Here is a 17,461-nt window from a genome sequence, read left to right as displayed (position 1 = left end):
TAGGTATATATCTGTCATATAGAGGAAAATAACATGGCAAAAATCGTTAAAGTACATGGTCGTGAAGTCATCGACTCTCGTGGTAACCCAACTGTTGAAGCTGAAGTTCATTTAGAAGGTGGTTTCGTTGGTCTTGCAATCGTTCCATCTGGTGCATCAACAGGTTCACGTGAAGCGTTAGAACTTCGCGATGGTGACAAATCTCGCTTTTTAGGTAAAGGCGTACTTAAAGCTGTTGAAAACGTAAATGGACCAATCGCTAAAGCAGTTATTGGTAAAGATGCGTTAGATCAAGCTGCAATCGACCAAATCATGCTTGATTTAGACGGTACTGATTTCAAATCTAACTTAGGTGCTAACTCAATCCTAGCAGTATCTTTAGCAACAGCTAAAGCAGCAGCTGCAGCGAAAGGTGTACCACTTTATCAACACATCGCTGACCTAAATGGTACTCCAGGTCAATACTCTATGCCATTACCAATGATGAACATCATCAACGGTGGTGAACACGCTGATAACAACATCGACCTTCAAGAATTCATGATTCAACCAGTTGGTGCTAAAACAGTTCGTGAAGCAATCCGTATGGGTTCTGAAGTATTCCACAACTTAGCAAAAGTACTTCACGCTAAAGGCATGAATACTGCTGTTGGTGACGAAGGTGGTTTTGCACCTAACTTAGGTTCAAACGCTGAAGCATTAGCATGTATCAAAGAAGCTGTAGAAAAAGCAGGTTATGTACTAGGTAAAGACATTACTTTAGCGATGGACTGTGCTGCATCTGAATTCTACAACAAAGAAACTGGTAAATACGTATTAAAAGGTGAAGGAAACAAAGAATTCACTGCTGAAGAATTTACTCACTATTTAGAAGGTTTAACTAATGAGTATCCAATCGTATCAATCGAAGATGGTTTAGATGAAAGCGATTGGGAAGGTTGGGCATACCAAACTAAAGCATTAGGTCACAAAATCCAATTAGTTGGTGACGATCTATTTGTAACTAACACCAAAATCTTCAAACAAGGTATTGAAAAAGGTATCGCTAACTCAATCCTAGTTAAAGTTAACCAAATCGGTACATTAACTGAATCTATCGCAGCAGTTAAAATGGCGAAAGATGCTGGTTATACAGCAGTAATTTCACACCGTAGTGGTGAAACTGAAGATTCAACAATTGCTGATTTAGCTGTTGGTTTAGCTGCTGGTCAAATCAAAACTGGTTCTATGAGCCGTTCTGACCGTGTTGCTAAATACAACCAATTAATCCGTATTGAAGAAGCGCTTGGTTCAAAAGCACCATTCAACGGTTTAAAAGAAGTTAAAGGGCAATAATTCGTTTTTTTAAACGATCTTAAAAACGGTGACACAGTTCACCGTTTTTTTATTCATCACACCGCTAGGGTTGCGTTGACTAAGGTTGTGTTGTACTCTTATCAGCTTACTTAAAACATTTAAATTTACGTTAATATTAAATTGATATTTAATAATTTAGCCACATATAATTTTCTTACAAACTTACGAACACATTTTTCTGCTTATGAATAATATTACGAATATGTCCCAGCCTAAAAGTAAATGGCAACTTTTTAACTGGCTTTGTACAGGTAAACTACCGCTTAATGAACTATGGCTTAAACCGACTTATCGTTATAAATTTTTTTTCAGGACCCTATTTTTAAGCCCAATAACGCTTAAATTATTAGATAAATTAAGACAATACCCATTACTTGGATACTATCTATCATGCCAAACCAATTTACCCTGTAAATTACAACGACCTTATTTAGCATCTTGCTTAAGTCAACAAGAGCGCTATGAAGCCTTAGCCTATCATTATGACTTTTTAGCAAATCATCCTGATAGCATGACTAAAGCTTTTTACAATCCAAATTCATCATTTGAACTAGCAAGTGTTATGGCTAAGAACGAAGCTAACATAAAAATCGCCATCCAAGCACGTAACAAGTTTGCTCGTGAAGGTGAGCTAAGCTTATATTTTTATGACAATGATGGCATTGATTTAGCCACGTTAACCTTCACCATTAACCAATACCAACAAAAACCAACACTGTTTATAGCAGGATTACAAGGAACAGGGCATCAAGACGCTCGCACCAGAGTTCAGCAAGCAACAAAACAGTGTTATGGATTATTTCCTAAACGTGTGGTGGTGGAAGCCGCATTAATTATTGCTCGTTATTTCCAGCTTGAACAAATTATTGCTGTGGGTAATAAAACCCATGTTTACAACAACTGGCGCTACAACAGCCGACAAGAAAGAATCTTATCTGATTATGATGATTTTTGGTTAACTATTGACGGTAAACAAGACGAAAGATCGTTATTTATTTTACCCACCCAAATCAACCGAAAAGCCATTGAAGATATTGCCAGTAAAAAACGTTCTGAGTATCGCAATCGTTATGCATTATTAGATGAACTGCAAAATAAAATTGAAACTCAATTAGCAGCATTAAAATAATGGTATAGATTAACCAACTCATCAAAAAAAATCGCTTGTTCAAATAAGCAAGCGATATAAAAAAATTTTACTTTTAAAAATGAAAATAAAGGAATAAAACATGTATTTTGGTATTCTTATTGCTTTAGTGCCGTTATGTCTAGGTTATTTGATTAAATTCAAAGAGCAAAAATGGATCACCAAAATAAACCTAATCTTAAGTTGGATGGTCTATTTTATTTTATTTATCATGGGAACCGAGTTGGCTCATTTAGATAATCTAGCTTCTAACATAAAAGTTATCCTATTTTACACCGCGATCATTTTTGTTTGTACCTTTGGTGGCAATTTCATCTTTTTAGCGCTAATTGACCTATTTTTACCGTGGCGCACCACCCATAGTAAACAAAATTATGAATCACGATTCAAAATGATCTTAGAATCACTGCGAGTGTGCATTGCGCTAATCGCCGGCTTTATTGCCGGACTCTTTCCACTCTTTATTTGGCAATATAGTGAAGACATCACCAAAGTGGTACTCGTCTTTTTACTGCTACTTATTGGTATACAATTACGAAGTAACAACATCTCACTAAAACAGATCCTACTCAACAAAGTCGGTATAGTTACCACTATTATTGTGGTACTAAGTACCTTCTTAGGCGGGATTATTGCAGCACTCATATTGTCACAACCTGTACGAGTAGGGCTGGCAATGTCATCAGGCTTTGGCTGGTATTCACTATCAGGAATACTCATGACCGAAGCTCATGGCCCAATTATAGGCAGTGCCGCTTTCCTAAATGACATCCTACGCGAATTATGCGCCATTATCCTAATCCCAACCCTAATCAAACGATACAAATTCACAGCGTTAGGTTTATGTGGTTCTACATCGATGGACTTTACGCTACCTATGCTACAAAAAGGCGCGGGAATCAGCATCGTACCACCCGCAATCGTCCAAGGCTTTCTATTAACCTTAATCATGCCGATTTTTATGACCTTGTTTAATTATGGTTAAGAGTTGATATTAGAGTAAAAAAGTTGAGGAGCGGGGTTTTCTAAGCCCTAAAAAATAGTATTTTTATAACCCTTTTTTTAATCAAAAAATAAAATAATTAAAAATCATAACGTTAAAAAGATATTAAAAAAGGTTTTTTAAAACTCCAAATGCCCTTTGCCTTTTTGCAAACAACGATTATAGTATGTCTTGTTCTAGGTTTATGCCGTGTAGGCAGTTTAGAAAATATAATTTTCGAATCAATCAACACAAGTCAGTTTATTCAATGCAGATAATATCCTGTTTCTTAAAAGTTGAGGAGTGGGGTTTTTGAGGTTTTTAAATTTCACTTAAAAACTTTTAAATGATCAAAATTACGATTTTAAATATTAAAATAAAATTTTTGAGGATCAACCGCCTTAATTTTAAAGATTTGTAATTGCAATATATTCAATTAAAACATCAGGTAACCAATTATAATTTAGATCCTTTTTAGATCCTATTTACAAAAACTAACGTAATTGAGCGAAAAAAAGTGTTGCATCGTGTTTTTCCAATCACTATACTTTTTACACGGTTTTAGCTAATAGGCTAAAATTTGACAGAAAACTATAAAATTGTAAATAAATCAAAAAATTACTTGACAGGACAGTCTAAAATGCATTATAATTTTCAACAGCCAACAGCCAACAGCCAACCTGCCAAACCTATCTTTTAAATTCGTTTAAGTCCAAATTCCATCTTAAATTTTTCGCTAACGCTTATTTTTCCACTCAATCAACAGAAATTCTGCGAATTTTCGCGCGATCGCTTCCGCGATCCTCTTTCAGATCCTGTTTTCGATCCTTCGGCTTTTCCAAATTATCCCGGCAGATTGTTTTTTTCGTGGTTCTTTTTCTTCCTTTTTCGGGTCACGCATTGACATCACAGACAACTAGGAATGCGATACAGGGTAGTGCACCGTATTTGACTTTCGACGGTGGTCGTACTCGTGCAGTTGATACTAACGGTCTGCTTGGGATTACTCTATCTGACGGAACTAGGTACACGCCTTCTACCAATTCATCATCTACAACCCCAATCGTCTTGCCGGTTGCGGGTCAGAGTTTTGCTGATATAGGTATGTTCGTTCCTACTAATACTAATTCAGTCGATTTAAGTACTCTTATCGGTCCTCCTAATAATTATTGGGGGGATGATGATGGTGATTCTGGCGCTAGTGCTACAGGTTCTTTAAGTTTATCTATCGTTGATAAAAACAATCAACCAGTGTCACGTGATACAGTGTTAACGACATGCACTGATTCTGCACCTTATAAGGTCACGTTATCCAGTACTGACGGTACATTATCTACTCGTTATGGTTTTCCTAATCGTAGTACTTTCAGTGCTCGTAGTGAGACTTATTACGTCAATCCTAAGGCTTCGCCGGTGGTTTGTTTTGCCAGACCTAATTTGATTGATGGTATAGGTGATTTTGCTGGCCCAGCTTCGATGTGGGACCCTGCTAAGGGTTTTATCCCTCAGTCAACCGGTCCATCATCTTACGGTCAAAACTTTCCTACAACTGGTGCTAACAAACTGTACTTTGATTTACTCATTAGTGGTGTTAGTCGGGCATTGTCTTGGTCTCCTGTCTCTCATGGAGGTATCACTGCTACTATGTCTAATTCTACTGCTATAAGCGTACGCGTTACTTTAACTGGTCCTTACGCTACCGAATACCAGATTAATTCATCCAGTCCTAGTCCTATTTCTAAACCTACTTTACCTCAGACCTTTGAGTTGGTCGGTCGTGATACTAATGGTACTCCTGTTGTCAAATATGGTTTTATTTTAAAGCAGTGGTTCGTCAACCGTGGTATTTATAGTACTGGGAATTATTCTAATGTTTTATCTTGGTGTAATAGTTTTGGTTATCGTCTACCTAGCGTAAGGGATTTAACCAACGCAGTTCGTACAAACTCTCCTGCTATCTCTGGAGCCACCCCTTCCTCACGGGATAATCATTATATGCGTCATATAGGTTCAGGCTTTTTCACTGAGTGGGGTCGTATGGACCGTTACTATGGCGTTGGCTTCAGCACCTATTGGTACTGGACTAGCGATCCGTATGGTAGTGACCATTTTGTCGTGGGCATACACGGTACTGTGCCTTGGAACCCCAACAACGACTCCCTCCCTGGGCTTTGTGCCTATCCTTAGTTCTTATTTCTTCGTCCTTAATCCTTAGGTCGGGAGTGGGGGTGATAAAAAATAGTATTAGGTGATTAAAAGTAAGCTAAGAGTCAACGTCGTTTAGCCATAAAAAAAGCGATTTTGTGGCTTAGCGATGTTTGAGTTACCCGCCTTGGCGGGTTTATTTTTGAGGTGTTTTATCTTAGAAAAAAAGTTGACGAGCGGTTTTTTTTGATTTTTTTGGCTAAAAAATATTTATCTTTAAATAGCGGTTCCTTTTTTGGGGACAAAAAAATCTTTTATATCGACTTGTTCATGTTCTAGCAACCACACCTTTTTATCAATTCCGCCTGCATAACCTGTTAAGTTGCCATTTGTGCCTACTACGCGGTGACAAGGAATAATGATGGAAAGGGGGTTGTGGCCAACGGCACCGCCGACTGCTTGGCTGGACATGTTGGCGCTGATTTGTTTAGCAATATCACCATAGGTAATCACTTTACCATAAGGGATTTGTACCAATATATCCCACACTTTATGTCTAAATTCGCTACCTTGTGGTGCTAGAGCCAATTTTGTGATAGTCGGTTTTTTGCCGGCAAAGTAGTCATCCAACCATTTTTTGGTTTGATTAAATATGGCTAAATTTGGCGCCTCTTCTTTTTGGGCGCTTAGCATTTGGCCAAAATATTTTTGTCCTTCAATCCAAACACCCACTAATTTATTGTGCTGACTTGCTAGGGTGATTTGCCCCAGTGGTGATGAATAATGACTGATGTAATACATATAAAATCCTTTTTAGTCGGTTATATTATTATAGCGAGTTCTTATATTGAGAATAGGGATATTACTTTTTTTATTTATGATGGTAAATGGATTGTTAACAACTATAATATTTGCACTTATTTAAAAATAAAATAATTTTGGAATGAATGATGAATACTAAACCAGCCAATTCAATGTCGAACGTAGCGTTAGCTAGTTTTATCGGCACTGCAATTGAATTTTATGATTTTTATATTTATGCCACCGCTGCTGCGCTAGTGATTGGGCCGGTATTTTTTCCTGATAGTTCGCCATCGGCTCAAGCGCTGCAATCATTTGCAACGTTCGGTATAGCTTTTGTTGCAAGGCCTATTGGGGCGATTTTGTTTGGTCATTTTGGTGATCGCATTGGTCGAAAGTCCACCCTAGTTGTATCGCTTATTTTGATGGGCGTTGCAACGGCGTTAATTGGTTTGTTACCTGGGTATAGTGTGATTGGCTTTTGGGCGCCATTTTTGTTGTGTATTTTACGATTAGCACAAGGCTTAGGTCTTGGTGGTGAGTGGGGTGGAGCAGCATTATTGGCAACGGAAAACGCGCCAAAAAATAAACGCGCTCTGTTTGGGATGTTTCCTCAGTTAGGCCCTTCGATTGGGTTTTTATTATCTAATGGGGTATTTTTATGTGTTACGCTTTCGCTGAGTAACGAGCAGTTTTTAGATTGGGGTTGGCGTATTCCTTTTGTTCTTAGTGCGGTTCTTGTGGTTATTGGTTTGTATGTCCGGTTAAAATTAGTTGAAAGCCCCATTTTCACTCAAGCTTTAGCCAATAAAAAACAAGTTAAAATGCCAGTAATGAATATGTTTGTTCACCATTGGAAAGCGTTGACGTTAGGCTCCTTTTCGATGGTAGGTTGTTATACGCTTTTTTATATAACCACAGCCTTTTTATTGCAATATGGCACTAAATACTTGGGCATCGAAAAAGGTCATTTTTTAGGATTTTTGTGTGTAGCGATTGTATTTATGGCGATCGCTACCCCGATTTCTGCTCGACTTAGCGATAAATACGGGCGTAAGCCGGTGTTAATTGTTGGCTTAATGCTTGTTGCGCTATCAGGACTGTTGATGACTCAATTTATGGCTAGTGGTAGTGAATTATTGGTGATGACCTATTTATGCTTATCACTATTTTTGATGGGGATTATTTTTGCGCCTATGGGGGCATTTTTACCCGAGATTTTTCCAACCAATATTCGTTATACCGGGTCGTCAGCAGCGTATAGTATTGGTGGGATTTTAGGGGCATCAATTGCGCCAATTATTGCTAATTATTTAGTGGCACATGGTAGTTTGACGTGGGTAGGCTATTATGTGGCGGTGGCGTCAATCATTAGTATCATCGCAACATGGTTGATTAAAGAGACATTAAATAGTGATTTTTCTGAGTAAAAAGTTAAAAGGCTCACTTCGGTGAGCCTTTTTTATCGGTTATTTTACTGCTTTGCCTTTTTCGACATAGCTCATGTCACCTAATGATTCAACAATGAATTTGCCATCATCAGTGTAACGAATTTTAGTGACGCTCGCGTTACCTAGTCCACTTGTGATTGGTTTATCTAACATTTCTTCAACCATAGCCATAATTGCCATGCCGTGAGAAACAACAAGAACATTACCGCCACCTTGTTCTTGGGCTGATTTTGCAATTGCTCTTAATGATGCTTGCATACGTGTTTTAACGGCATTGTAGTCTTCTGCTTCGCCTGATTTTTCAACGGCTTTAATCGCATCCATCATTTTTTTAAGGGTGACTTTACCTTTAGCTAAATCAGCCATTAATGCTTTGTCAGACTCATAACCTAGGTGCTGTGCTGCGGGATTCCACATGTTGGGATCAAGATCACCTTCAAAATCACCAAAACACGTTTCTCGTAATCCTTCCATTTCGTTAATGCTTAATTTTGTATCACCTTTAGATTCAAGAACAATGCGCGCAGTTTGTCTTGCTCGGCCTGAATCGCTTGAATAGACCGAAATAAAGTCGATACCTTTTAAGCCACGACCAAGTTGCTGTGCCACTTCAATTCCCGGTTTTGTTAGTGGCGTGTCTGACCATCCTTGAGCACGATGGACGTTGTTGAACATGGTTTTACCATGACGGGTAAAATAGATATTCACTTCGGCAGCAAATGATTGTGCAATTGATGCGGTAAGGATAGCGGTTAATCCAATAAGTTTAATGAGTTTTTTCATAGTTTCGTCCTTTTCTATAATAAGTTGAATCGATAATCAATAACGGTTTCGGCTGACAGTGTTGGTGAACGTTGAGCTTTGCCGTCTCTTAATTTTGGCGTAATGTCTTTACTGCTTAAGGTTTTATAAGACCAACCATAACCAAATTTTGACAAAATAGATAGATTTTTAAATGTGCCACTTGTTGGTTTAAAGATGTTAAACACGTTGATTTCACCATTTTTTAAGGTTTCATGTTTGTAGTTAAATTCACCGTAGTTGAGATATAAACCTGTGGTATTGTCTTTAAAGAAGTCGTAAGTCAATATGCTTGAAAATACCAGTTCACCATCACGCATATAGTCGGCTGCAGCTGCTGCCATACCGTTAAAACGTCCACGATTGTTTTTACCAATATGACGGCCATAGTAACCGATAGCACCTTTGCGGTTAGCGTCAGTATAGGCGATACCGAATTTAGCACTCCAGTCGGCTTCTTTCCATTCAATGTCAGTTGCGTAATGCCATGCTGAATCATCAAAATCACGGACATTAGCTTTCATTTTGTCATGGTTTTTAAGTGCGGTACTACCGTAAATTTGTGAACCAAGAATAAGTTTATCCATCGGTTTATAAGAGAACTCGATTGCATGACGTTTGATGTAGTCTTTAGCAACGCCATAGGAGTAATCAAGTTTTACTATTTTGTCATTATACGCAATACCGGCCGTTTTGATATTATCAATGACGTGTTTTCTATCTAAGCTATAAAAATGCACTTTTTTCGATGATTCACGCGGGAAGGCGCTGTCGATGTAAGCAAGTTGTAGCGCTAAGTTTGAGTATTTTAATACGCCACTGTATCCCAAATAACTATAACGAGTTAAATGTTGTGATGAACTCATTACCCCCGTATCTTTTAAGCTATGCCATCCGACTTTACCATTAAAGTTGATATTTTTATCACCGAGTTTGACTTTGGCATAACGTTGAGTAAATTTGTTAAAACCATGCGCATTGTGTTTGTTTGGTTTTTTGCCTGAGTTATAGAGTAGGTTACGAGTTGCAAAGTAGTCACTAGCACCAAGTTTTATAACGTTATCATAGGTGAAATCAAAACCTAGGGTATCGAATAAATAACCCGATTTATAATTGAGCGTAAATGCTTGACCCCATGCACTATGGACTTCTTTAGGTTGGGATGCGTTTTCTTTTAAATACTTCCAATGGTTACGTGTTGAAAATTCAAATTTAGTATCTTTGAAAAAGGCATTATTCAAAAAGCCATTTTCACTATTGATTGAATTTGAATCAGCGGCAATAGCTGAAAAACACATGATGTTAAGTAATGCTAAGGAGACGTACTTTATTTTCATTATTATTTCCTATTTTTATAAATTTTTTTCCAAAAAAAAACCTAAACACAACCCAAGCTATCAAGCTTGAGTCATATTTAGGTTTTGCCTGCAAAAGCAGTAACAATCCTATTCGACTAAATTTTACTAATTGTTTCTAATTTTGACGATTTTCACCGATATTTAATGATGATTTACCCTCATTAACATAGTCCATACTGCCAATTTCAACTACCTTATATTTACCATTTTGGTAAACAATTTTGACGACAGTTGCATTCGCTAATGGTCTGTTTTTAATAGGATTATTAGTTAAGTCATAAATCATTGCTTGAATCGACATGCCTGATGAGATCACCAATATATTTTTTTGATGCTTAGCCAGTGCGGTCTCTACAATAGTGTGGAGTGCGTTTTGAGTGCGCTCTTTAACTTGGGTAAAGTTTTCCGCTTCATGCTTAGGATCACTTTTGGCAATCGCTTCGGTTAACGTTGTTACTGGGATCTGCCCTTGTACATAACTTTTATAAAAGGCATCAACCGACTTGTAACCCAGTGATTTCATAGCTGCGGATACCATTTTCGCATTAGTACCGCCTTCAAATCCGCCGTAAAAAACTTCGCGTAGACCTTTTAACTCTTGTATTTTGTAATGTTTTACCCCTTTTTGAGCTAACAACACTTGCATGGTTTCGCGTTGACGACCTGAATCGCTGGTGTAATAAGCATCAAATCTGATGTATTTCTTTTTAAAGCCTTCACCTAAATAACGCGCCGTTTCTATTCCTTTGTTGGTTAAGGGTGAATCGGCCCAGCCTTGTACTAGATCATAGGTATTGAATAACGTTTTACCATGCCTTGCAAAATAGATGGTAACCACATCATCACGATTAGCATTAAACCTACTGCTTGGTTGATTACTACATCCAGTCGAGAGTGCGGTCAACAACAGTAAACTGGTGGTGATTTTAATTATTTTATTTATCATCTTTATCCTCGTAATCTGCTCAGTACATTTGCAGGTAATGCCAAGCAGACATTACCAGCATGATCATTATTTTAAAGTTGCACCTTTGGATGAAATCACAGACTGATACCAATAAAAGCTTTTCTTTTTAAAGCGTTTTAATGAGCCTGAGCCATCTTGGTTTAGATCAACATAGATAAAACCATAACGTTTGGTGACTTCTGCTTTTGATGCACTAATGAGGTCAATTGGTCCCCAACTGGTGTATCCCATTACTTCAACGCCGTCGTTAATAGCTTCGCGAATTTGCACTAAGTGATCATTCATATAGTTTATACGATAATCATCATTAACCGTGCCATCTGCTTCAAGTTTGTCTTTGGCGCCTAAACCATTTTCAACAATAAACAGTGGTTTTTGAAAACGCTCATAAAGTAGGTTTAATAAGTAACGAATACCAACCGGATCAATCTGCCAGCCCCATTCAGATGCTTTAAGGTGAGGATTTGGGACCATATCAAGAATATTACCTTTTTGACGGAGTGAATCGTCCGCTGTGCCACAACAACTCATATAGTAACTAAATGAGATAAAGTCGATGGTTTCTTTTAAATCTTCACGATCTTGATCGGTAATGGTTAGCTCAATATTGTTCTCTTTAAAGTAACGATTCATATACGTTGGGTAGTAACCACGAGCCTGAACATCCCCAAAGAATAACCAACCATGATTTTCTACATGTGTCGCCCATACATCTTCTGGTTTTGGCGTAAGCGGGTAGGCGATAGCGCCAAGTAACATATTACCGATTTTGGCATCAGGAATGATTTGATGACACAATTTTACCACACGGCCACTGGCAACTAATTGATGATGAATCGCTTGATAGATTTCGGCTTTAGTACTGTTACGATCTAAACCAACGCCAGTAAAAGGTTCGTGGAGTGACATATTGATTTCATTGAAAGTTAACCAATATTTCACTTTATTTTTATAGCGTTCAAATACTGTTTTGGCATAACGAGTAAAAAATTCGATGACTTTACGATTTCCCCATCCACCATATTGTGTGACAAGGTAGTAGGGCATTTCATAATGCGATAAGGTGACAAGTGGCGTAATGTTGTGTTTTAACATTTCGTCAAATAGTTTGTCATAAAACGCCAGGCCTTTTTCATTTGGTTGCTCTTCATCACCATTTGGAAAGATTCGGGTCCAAGCGATAGATGTTCTTAAACAGGTGAATCCCATCTCAGCAAACAGGGCAACATCTTCTGGATAGCGATGATAAAAGTCGATTGCCCGATCTTTAATACTGGTAATATCGACTTTATTGCGATCGACAATATCACCAAATAGACCATTAGGCGTGCAGTCAGATGTTGATAGCCCTTTGCCATCTTCACGATATGCACCTTCAACTTGATTGGCAGCAATAGCGCCACCCCATAAAAAATCACTAGGAAATGTATTTGCCATGTTTTACTCCTTTTTTGCACTTAACGCTAATAGCGCGTCACCTTGTTGAACGTCATCTTGTTTGAATATGCATTGCACATCGATATAGTCATCACTATTGGTAATAATAATTGGTGTGGTGACTTCAAAGCCGGCTTGTTTAATCGCTTCGATATCAAAGCTAACAAGTCTATCACCTTTTTTCACCTTTTGGCCGGCTTCAACATGCGCTTCAAAATGTTGCCCATCTAATTTAACCGTATCGATACCGATGTGAATAAGGATTTCTGCCCCTGATTGAGTTTGAAATCCGATAGCGTGTTTAGTTCTAAATAGCGAAACAACTTCACCATCTTCAGGCGCGACAGTTTCGCCAATGGTTGGAATAATTGCGGCACCTTTACCCATCAATCCGCTGGCAAAAGTTGGATCATTGACTTGATTTAAATTAATGAGTTTGCCGGTCATTGGACTTGAGATAGTATCGATCTGCGTTTGACTGTTTATTGGCGATTGTTCTGCATTATCCGCTTTTTTATCTTTAGGAATACCAAATAGATAAGTTACCACCAATGCAATTATAAATGAGACTATCGAACCGATTATGGCAGCAAAGAATTTATCATCCAAACCATCACTTGGAATCATTTGTAAAAATGCAAAGATACTGGTGAAGCTAAATGAGAAGATAACCGATTTGAAATAACCAATAATCGCACCGCCAACCATGGCTGAGAGACAACCGATCACAAATGGGCGTTTTAATGGTAAGTTAACGCCATAAATTGCTGGTTCTGTTACCCCAAATACACCTGAGAGTGCTGACGAACTTGCCAACGCTTTAACTTGCGGATCTTTACTGCGCATCATCACCGCCAATACCGCACCGACTTGGGCAAATACCGCTGGGAATAAGATTGGCAACATAAAGTCTTGATGATATACGGTAATATTATTTATCGCAAAGGGTACCAAGCCCCAATGGATACCAAACACAACCATTATTTGCCAAAGTCCTGCTAAAATCATACTGGCAATAACAGAATTAAGTTCATAAACATAAATAATGCCACTAGCAACAATGTTACATAAAAATGCAACGACTGGACCAATAAGCGCAAACGTTAATGGCACAGTAATGGTAATACCGAGTAGGGGCGAAATGAATTTTTTAAATGAGTCATGCATGATTTTGTTGAAGTTACGTTCAAGCAATGAATAAAACCATGCCGCTAAAATTACCGGGAAGACTGAAGATTTATAAGGAATTAATTTAATAGGGATATTGAAAAATTCGGTTTGTAATTCAATTGCTTTTCCTAGCATCTCGGTAATATCCGGATAGACTAACGCGCCACCGATCGCCATTCCAACATAAGGATTACCACCAAATTTTTTAACCGCTGAAAAACCTAAAATGATCGGTAAATAATAAAATGGCGCATCAGCAATAGCGTTTAAAAAAGTAAATGTTGGCGTTTTTTCCTGAACAATGTCACATACTTGTAATAGAGACACAATCCCTTTTAAAATACCGCCAGCAACCAGTACCACTAAAACTGGAATAAAAATACTTGATACTAAATCAATCAGTCGTGACACAATCCCTTTTTTAGGTCCCGCATCTTGAGGAGCAGGGGTATTATTAAGGCTAGTGATATCCATAATTGCATTAAATACGTCAGCAACATTATTGCCGATAACGACTTGGAATTGTCCACCACTTTGAACGACAGTAATGACGCCAGTTTGTTTTTTAATTATTTCGGCATCTGCTTTTGATTCATCTTTCAATACAAAGCGAAGTCTGGTAGCACAGTGTACTAGACTGACGATGTTTTCCTGACCACCTACGTTCTCAATAATTGATTCAGCAAGTTGCTTATTTTTCATAGCTTATCCTTATTTAAGCGCAAAAAAAAACCTAAACCCCAGTAAACACGGGATTTAGGTTTTGCTTGCATCGATAAAATTAACCAATGCAATAACAATCCAAAAAAAGATTCCTTATTAAATTAACATAAAATAAATTAGCTTGTTGACAATTCATTCGTTAATTTGTGATGTATATCACATAATTATTTTTTTAATTCCGACCTCAATCGTTCAATATGAATAGTGAGATATAAACTTTCATCATCAGATAGCGGATGTTGATATTGTTGGATTAAATGAAGATCTATCTGTTTAGTGCAAAGATAGGCTTGTTCATATTTTTCACGGATAATCTCATACAACGAGGTATCTTGCTGTGCGGATTTACCTTTACTCAAAATTCGGTGTGCAAAAAACTTTAAATGGGTAACAAATCGTTGATAAGAAAGACTGTTTTCGTCATATTCGAACCGAAAGTGATATTTTACGATATTTAAAATTTCACGCATGATTTTGGTCATATTAACAATATTGGGCATGGTATCGTTAAGCTCAGCATTGATAATATGAAACGTAATAAATCCTGCTTCATCTTCATGAAGCTCAACACCCAACCGTTTTTTAATGACATCTAAAGCGTACACACCGATTTCATACTCTTTAGGGTAGAATTTTTTTATCTCCCAGATAAAGTTATTAGGAATATTAAAACCTTGTTTATGCCGTTCAATGGCAAAATAAATATGGTCAGTTAATGAAATATAGATACTATCTTGTAATTTACTGCCTAAAAATTGTCTGGCATGATTGATAATAATATCGGTTGTGGTATGAACTTCGATTGGAATTTCAGAAAGCAGTTCAGCAAATTTGGGTAATATTTCTTGATTATTTAATGAAAACTGTTTTTCGATAAGTTTCGGGTCGATCTCATCACCTTCCCGTTTTTTAAATCCAACTCCTCGACCCGTAACAATCAATTCATTCCCTTTGGAATCTAAAGTCACTACAACATTATTATTTAATATTTTATGAACTTTCATCTGATTCTGTCTAAATTTTAAGATTGATTTATTATCTATCGCAAAACGAAAATGGAAAGGAGGAATATAAAAAAGTGTGACTGACTTCATAAATTTGAGAAAAATAAATTGATTATTCTCAAAAAATAAACCCGATAGGCGAGCCATATCGGGTTTGGGTGAATAAATTAATTATTGTGCAAGTAGTTTATTCATTGTTTGAATAAATTTGCTTGGATCATTTAACGATCCTTTTTCTGCTAGTAACGCTTGATCTAATAGCAATTCAATCCAATCACTAAATGCGGTTTCGTCTTGCGTATCAGCAACACGTTTAACCAATTGATGATCAGGATTGATCTCAAAAGTATATTTTATCTCTGGTGCTTTTTGTCCTGCTGCTGCAAAGAGTTTTGCCATTTGAGTAGACATCTCGTCGGCAGCGGTAGTGACAATTGCTGGCGTATCAGTTAAACGATGTGTTAATTTAACTTCTTTAACTTTATCGCCTAATACTTTTTTAACACGTTCGATAAATGGCTCAAGTTCTTTTTCGACTTGTTTTTGCTCATCACTATTTTGATCAGCTAACTTCTCGATTGACTCGTCAGATTTACTGATTGATTGGAACTGTTTACCATCAAATTCAGTTAAATTGCTCATCATCCACTCGTCAATACGATCAGATAATAATAAGACTTCAATGCCTTTTTTGCGGAATAGCTCAAGGTGAGGACTATTTTTCGCTGCGCCATAACTATCAGCAGTGATGTAATAGATCTTCTCTTGGCCTTCTTGCATACGGCTAATGTAATCGTCTAAAGATACAGTTTGCGCCTCGCTATCACTTTGTGTTGTTGTAAAGCGTAATAATTTCATAATCGCTTCACGATTAGCATAGTCTTCACCAGTACCTTCTTTTAAGACTAAACCAAATTCACTCCAAAATTGTTGATATTGTTCTTTATCATCTTTGGCAAGTTTATCTAGCATTTGTAAAACACGTTTAGTACAAGCATTACGAAGATTTTGTGTCACTTTATTATCTTGTAATATTTCGCGTGATACATTTAATGGCAAATCATTTGAATCAATTAAGCCTTTAACAAAACGTAAATAATTAGGCATAAATTGCTCAGCATCATCCATAATAAACACTCGTTGTACATAGAGTTTTAAACCGTGTTTATTGTCACGATTCCACATATCCCAAGGCGCTTTAGATGGAATATAGAGCAAACTTGTATACTCTTGTTTACCTTCAACACGGTTGTGGCTCCAGCTTAGTGGATCGGCAAAATCATGTGAAATATGTTTATAAAATTCTTTATACTCTTCATCACTCACTTCTGATTTGCTTCGTGTCCAAAGTGCTTGGGCTTTGTTGACTTTTTCCCACTTAACTTCATTTTCTTCAGTAGTTTGGACTTCAACCGGTAATGAAATGTGATCTGAATATTTGCTAATAATTGAACGTAGACGCCAATCATCTAAAAACTCTTTTTCATCTTCTTTTAAATGTAAAATAATTTCAGTACCGCGACTTTCTTTTTCTGTATCAGAAATCGTGTATTCACCTTCACCAGCTGATTCCCACATTACTGCTTCATCGGCTTTAGCTGTTGCAGCGCGGGTTTTTACTGTCACTTTATCGGCAACAATAAAGGCAGAATAAAATCCAACACCAAATTGACCAATTAATTGGCTGTCTTTCGCTTGATCACTACCAATGGATTCTAAAAAGGCTTTGGTACCTGATTTGGCAATCGTACCTAAATTTTCAATGACTTCATCACGAGTCATCCCAATACCATTATCTGCAATGGTTAATGTGCCAGCTTCTTTATTTGTTGAAATGCGAACACCAAGCTCAGCATCACCCGCATATAAATCTGCATTTTCAAGTGCTTTAAAACGGAGCTTGTCGGCTGCGTCAGATGCATTTGAAATAAGTTCTCTTAAAAAAATCTCTTTGTTTGAATACAAAGAGTGAATCATTAAATGCAGAATTTGTTTAACTTCGGATTGAAATCCACGCGTTTCTGTTCCTTGCTTACTCATTGACTAATACCTCAACTATTTTTAGCAATTAAAAGTGATCGATACATTTTAATTGATTAACTTTGACATAATGTTTTGA

At 37.2% G+C, this 17,461-nt stretch carries 13 protein-coding genes; 5 read left to right on the top strand and 8 right to left on the bottom strand.

Going from position 1 to position 17,461, the window contains the following annotated elements; translation table 11 throughout:
- Window positions 1-33 precede the first annotated feature (33 nt).
- From eno to J3T98_RS10845, 4 genes are all read left to right on the top strand, one after another.
- A complete protein-coding gene (gene eno / locus J3T98_RS10860) occupies window positions 34-1,335 on the top strand; it encodes a phosphopyruvate hydratase (protein ID WP_065563300.1) in 1,302 nt (433 codons plus the stop codon).
- 223 nt (window positions 1,336-1,558) lie between these two features.
- Window positions 1,559-2,485, top strand: a complete 927-nt coding sequence (locus J3T98_RS10855; protein ID WP_267358096.1) for a VirK/YbjX family protein — start codon at window positions 1,559-1,561, stop codon at window positions 2,483-2,485.
- A gap of 100 nt (window positions 2,486-2,585) precedes the next feature.
- Entirely contained in the window at window positions 2,586-3,488 is a 903-nt protein-coding gene (locus J3T98_RS10850; protein ID WP_267362848.1) for a lysine exporter LysO family protein, read from the top strand.
- A gap of 864 nt (window positions 3,489-4,352) precedes the next feature.
- Entirely contained in the window at window positions 4,353-5,672 is a 1,320-nt protein-coding gene (locus J3T98_RS10845) for a hypothetical protein (RefSeq protein WP_267362845.1), read from the top strand.
- A gap of 234 nt (window positions 5,673-5,906) precedes the next feature.
- Here J3T98_RS10845 and J3T98_RS10840 read toward each other — a convergent pair whose 3' ends face one another.
- On the bottom strand, window positions 5,907-6,431 hold the full coding sequence (locus J3T98_RS10840; protein ID WP_267353955.1) for a methylated-DNA--[protein]-cysteine S-methyltransferase: 525 nt from the start codon (window positions 6,429-6,431) through the stop codon (window positions 5,907-5,909).
- Window positions 6,432-6,580: 149 nt separating this feature from the next.
- On the opposite strand from J3T98_RS10840, the gene J3T98_RS10835 reads away from it, so the two are divergent.
- The gene (locus tag J3T98_RS10835; protein WP_218058411.1) at window positions 6,581-7,861 is read left to right on the top strand and encodes an MFS transporter; all 1,281 of its coding nucleotides are present in this window, start codon (window positions 6,581-6,583) and stop codon (window positions 7,859-7,861) included.
- Between the two features lie 39 nt (window positions 7,862-7,900).
- Here the strand turns inward: J3T98_RS10835 and J3T98_RS10830 are convergent, their stop codons facing one another.
- From J3T98_RS10830 to htpG, 7 genes are all read right to left on the bottom strand, one after another.
- A complete protein-coding gene (locus J3T98_RS10830) occupies window positions 7,901-8,665 on the bottom strand; it encodes a histidine phosphatase family protein (protein ID WP_065562679.1) in 765 nt (254 codons plus the stop codon).
- Window positions 8,666-8,679: 14 nt separating this feature from the next.
- Window positions 8,680-10,020, bottom strand: a complete 1,341-nt coding sequence (locus J3T98_RS10825) for an OprD family outer membrane porin (RefSeq protein WP_065562678.1) — start codon at window positions 10,018-10,020, stop codon at window positions 8,680-8,682.
- 136 nt (window positions 10,021-10,156) lie between these two features.
- Window positions 10,157-10,987, bottom strand: a complete 831-nt coding sequence (locus J3T98_RS10820) for a histidine phosphatase family protein (protein ID WP_267353949.1) — start codon at window positions 10,985-10,987, stop codon at window positions 10,157-10,159.
- A gap of 66 nt (window positions 10,988-11,053) precedes the next feature.
- Window positions 11,054-12,445 (bottom strand): glycoside hydrolase family 1 protein, encoded by a 1,392-nt coding sequence (locus J3T98_RS10815; RefSeq protein ID WP_267358103.1) that lies wholly within the window; start codon window positions 12,443-12,445, stop codon window positions 11,054-11,056.
- Between the two features lie 3 nt (window positions 12,446-12,448).
- On the bottom strand, window positions 12,449-14,317 hold the full coding sequence (locus J3T98_RS10810) for a beta-glucoside-specific PTS transporter subunit IIABC (RefSeq protein WP_267358105.1): 1,869 nt from the start codon (window positions 14,315-14,317) through the stop codon (window positions 12,449-12,451).
- A gap of 185 nt (window positions 14,318-14,502) precedes the next feature.
- The gene (licT, locus tag J3T98_RS10805) at window positions 14,503-15,342 is read right to left on the bottom strand and encodes a BglG family transcription antiterminator LicT (RefSeq protein WP_220225919.1); all 840 of its coding nucleotides are present in this window, start codon (window positions 15,340-15,342) and stop codon (window positions 14,503-14,505) included.
- 171 nt (window positions 15,343-15,513) lie between these two features.
- Complete coding sequence (gene htpG / locus J3T98_RS10800) at window positions 15,514-17,382, bottom strand: molecular chaperone HtpG (protein ID WP_065562674.1); 1,869 nt, start codon at window positions 17,380-17,382, stop codon at window positions 15,514-15,516.
- Between the last annotated feature and the right edge of the window lie 79 nt (window positions 17,383-17,461).

The organism is Gilliamella sp. B2772 (assembly GCF_026536985.1).
GTDB classification, from domain to species: Bacteria; Pseudomonadota; Gammaproteobacteria; order Enterobacterales; family Orbaceae; genus Gilliamella; species Gilliamella apicola_E.
The sequence above is the reverse complement of the archived record's forward strand: the minus strand, read 5'-3'. Positions and strand labels throughout refer to the sequence as shown.

Excerpts from the sequence above, each read along its gene's own strand:
- eno (WP_065563300.1), top strand. The coding sequence starts at position 34 with ATGGCAAAAATCGTTAAAGTACATGGTCGTGAAGTCATCGACTCTCGT.
- J3T98_RS10855 (WP_267358096.1), top strand. The coding sequence starts at position 1,559 with ATGTCCCAGCCTAAAAGTAAATGGCAACTTTTTAACTGGCTTTGTACA.
- J3T98_RS10850 (WP_267362848.1), top strand. The coding sequence starts at position 2,586 with ATGTATTTTGGTATTCTTATTGCTTTAGTGCCGTTATGTCTAGGTTAT.
- J3T98_RS10840 (WP_267353955.1), bottom strand. The coding sequence starts at position 6,431 with ATGTATTACATCAGTCATTATTCATCACCACTGGGGCAAATCACCCTA.
- J3T98_RS10835 (WP_218058411.1), top strand. The coding sequence starts at position 6,581 with ATGAATACTAAACCAGCCAATTCAATGTCGAACGTAGCGTTAGCTAGT.
- J3T98_RS10830 (WP_065562679.1), bottom strand. The coding sequence starts at position 8,665 with ATGAAAAAACTCATTAAACTTATTGGATTAACCGCTATCCTTACCGCA.
- J3T98_RS10825 (WP_065562678.1), bottom strand. The coding sequence starts at position 10,020 with ATGAAAATAAAGTACGTCTCCTTAGCATTACTTAACATCATGTGTTTT.
- J3T98_RS10820 (WP_267353949.1), bottom strand. The coding sequence starts at position 10,987 with ATGATAAATAAAATAATTAAAATCACCACCAGTTTACTGTTGTTGACC.
- J3T98_RS10815 (WP_267358103.1), bottom strand. The coding sequence starts at position 12,445 with ATGGCAAATACATTTCCTAGTGATTTTTTATGGGGTGGCGCTATTGCT.
- J3T98_RS10810 (WP_267358105.1), bottom strand. The coding sequence starts at position 14,317 with ATGAAAAATAAGCAACTTGCTGAATCAATTATTGAGAACGTAGGTGGT.
- licT (WP_220225919.1), bottom strand. The coding sequence starts at position 15,342 with ATGAAAGTTCATAAAATATTAAATAATAATGTTGTAGTGACTTTAGAT.
- htpG (WP_065562674.1), bottom strand. The coding sequence starts at position 17,382 with ATGAGTAAGCAAGGAACAGAAACGCGTGGATTTCAATCCGAAGTTAAA.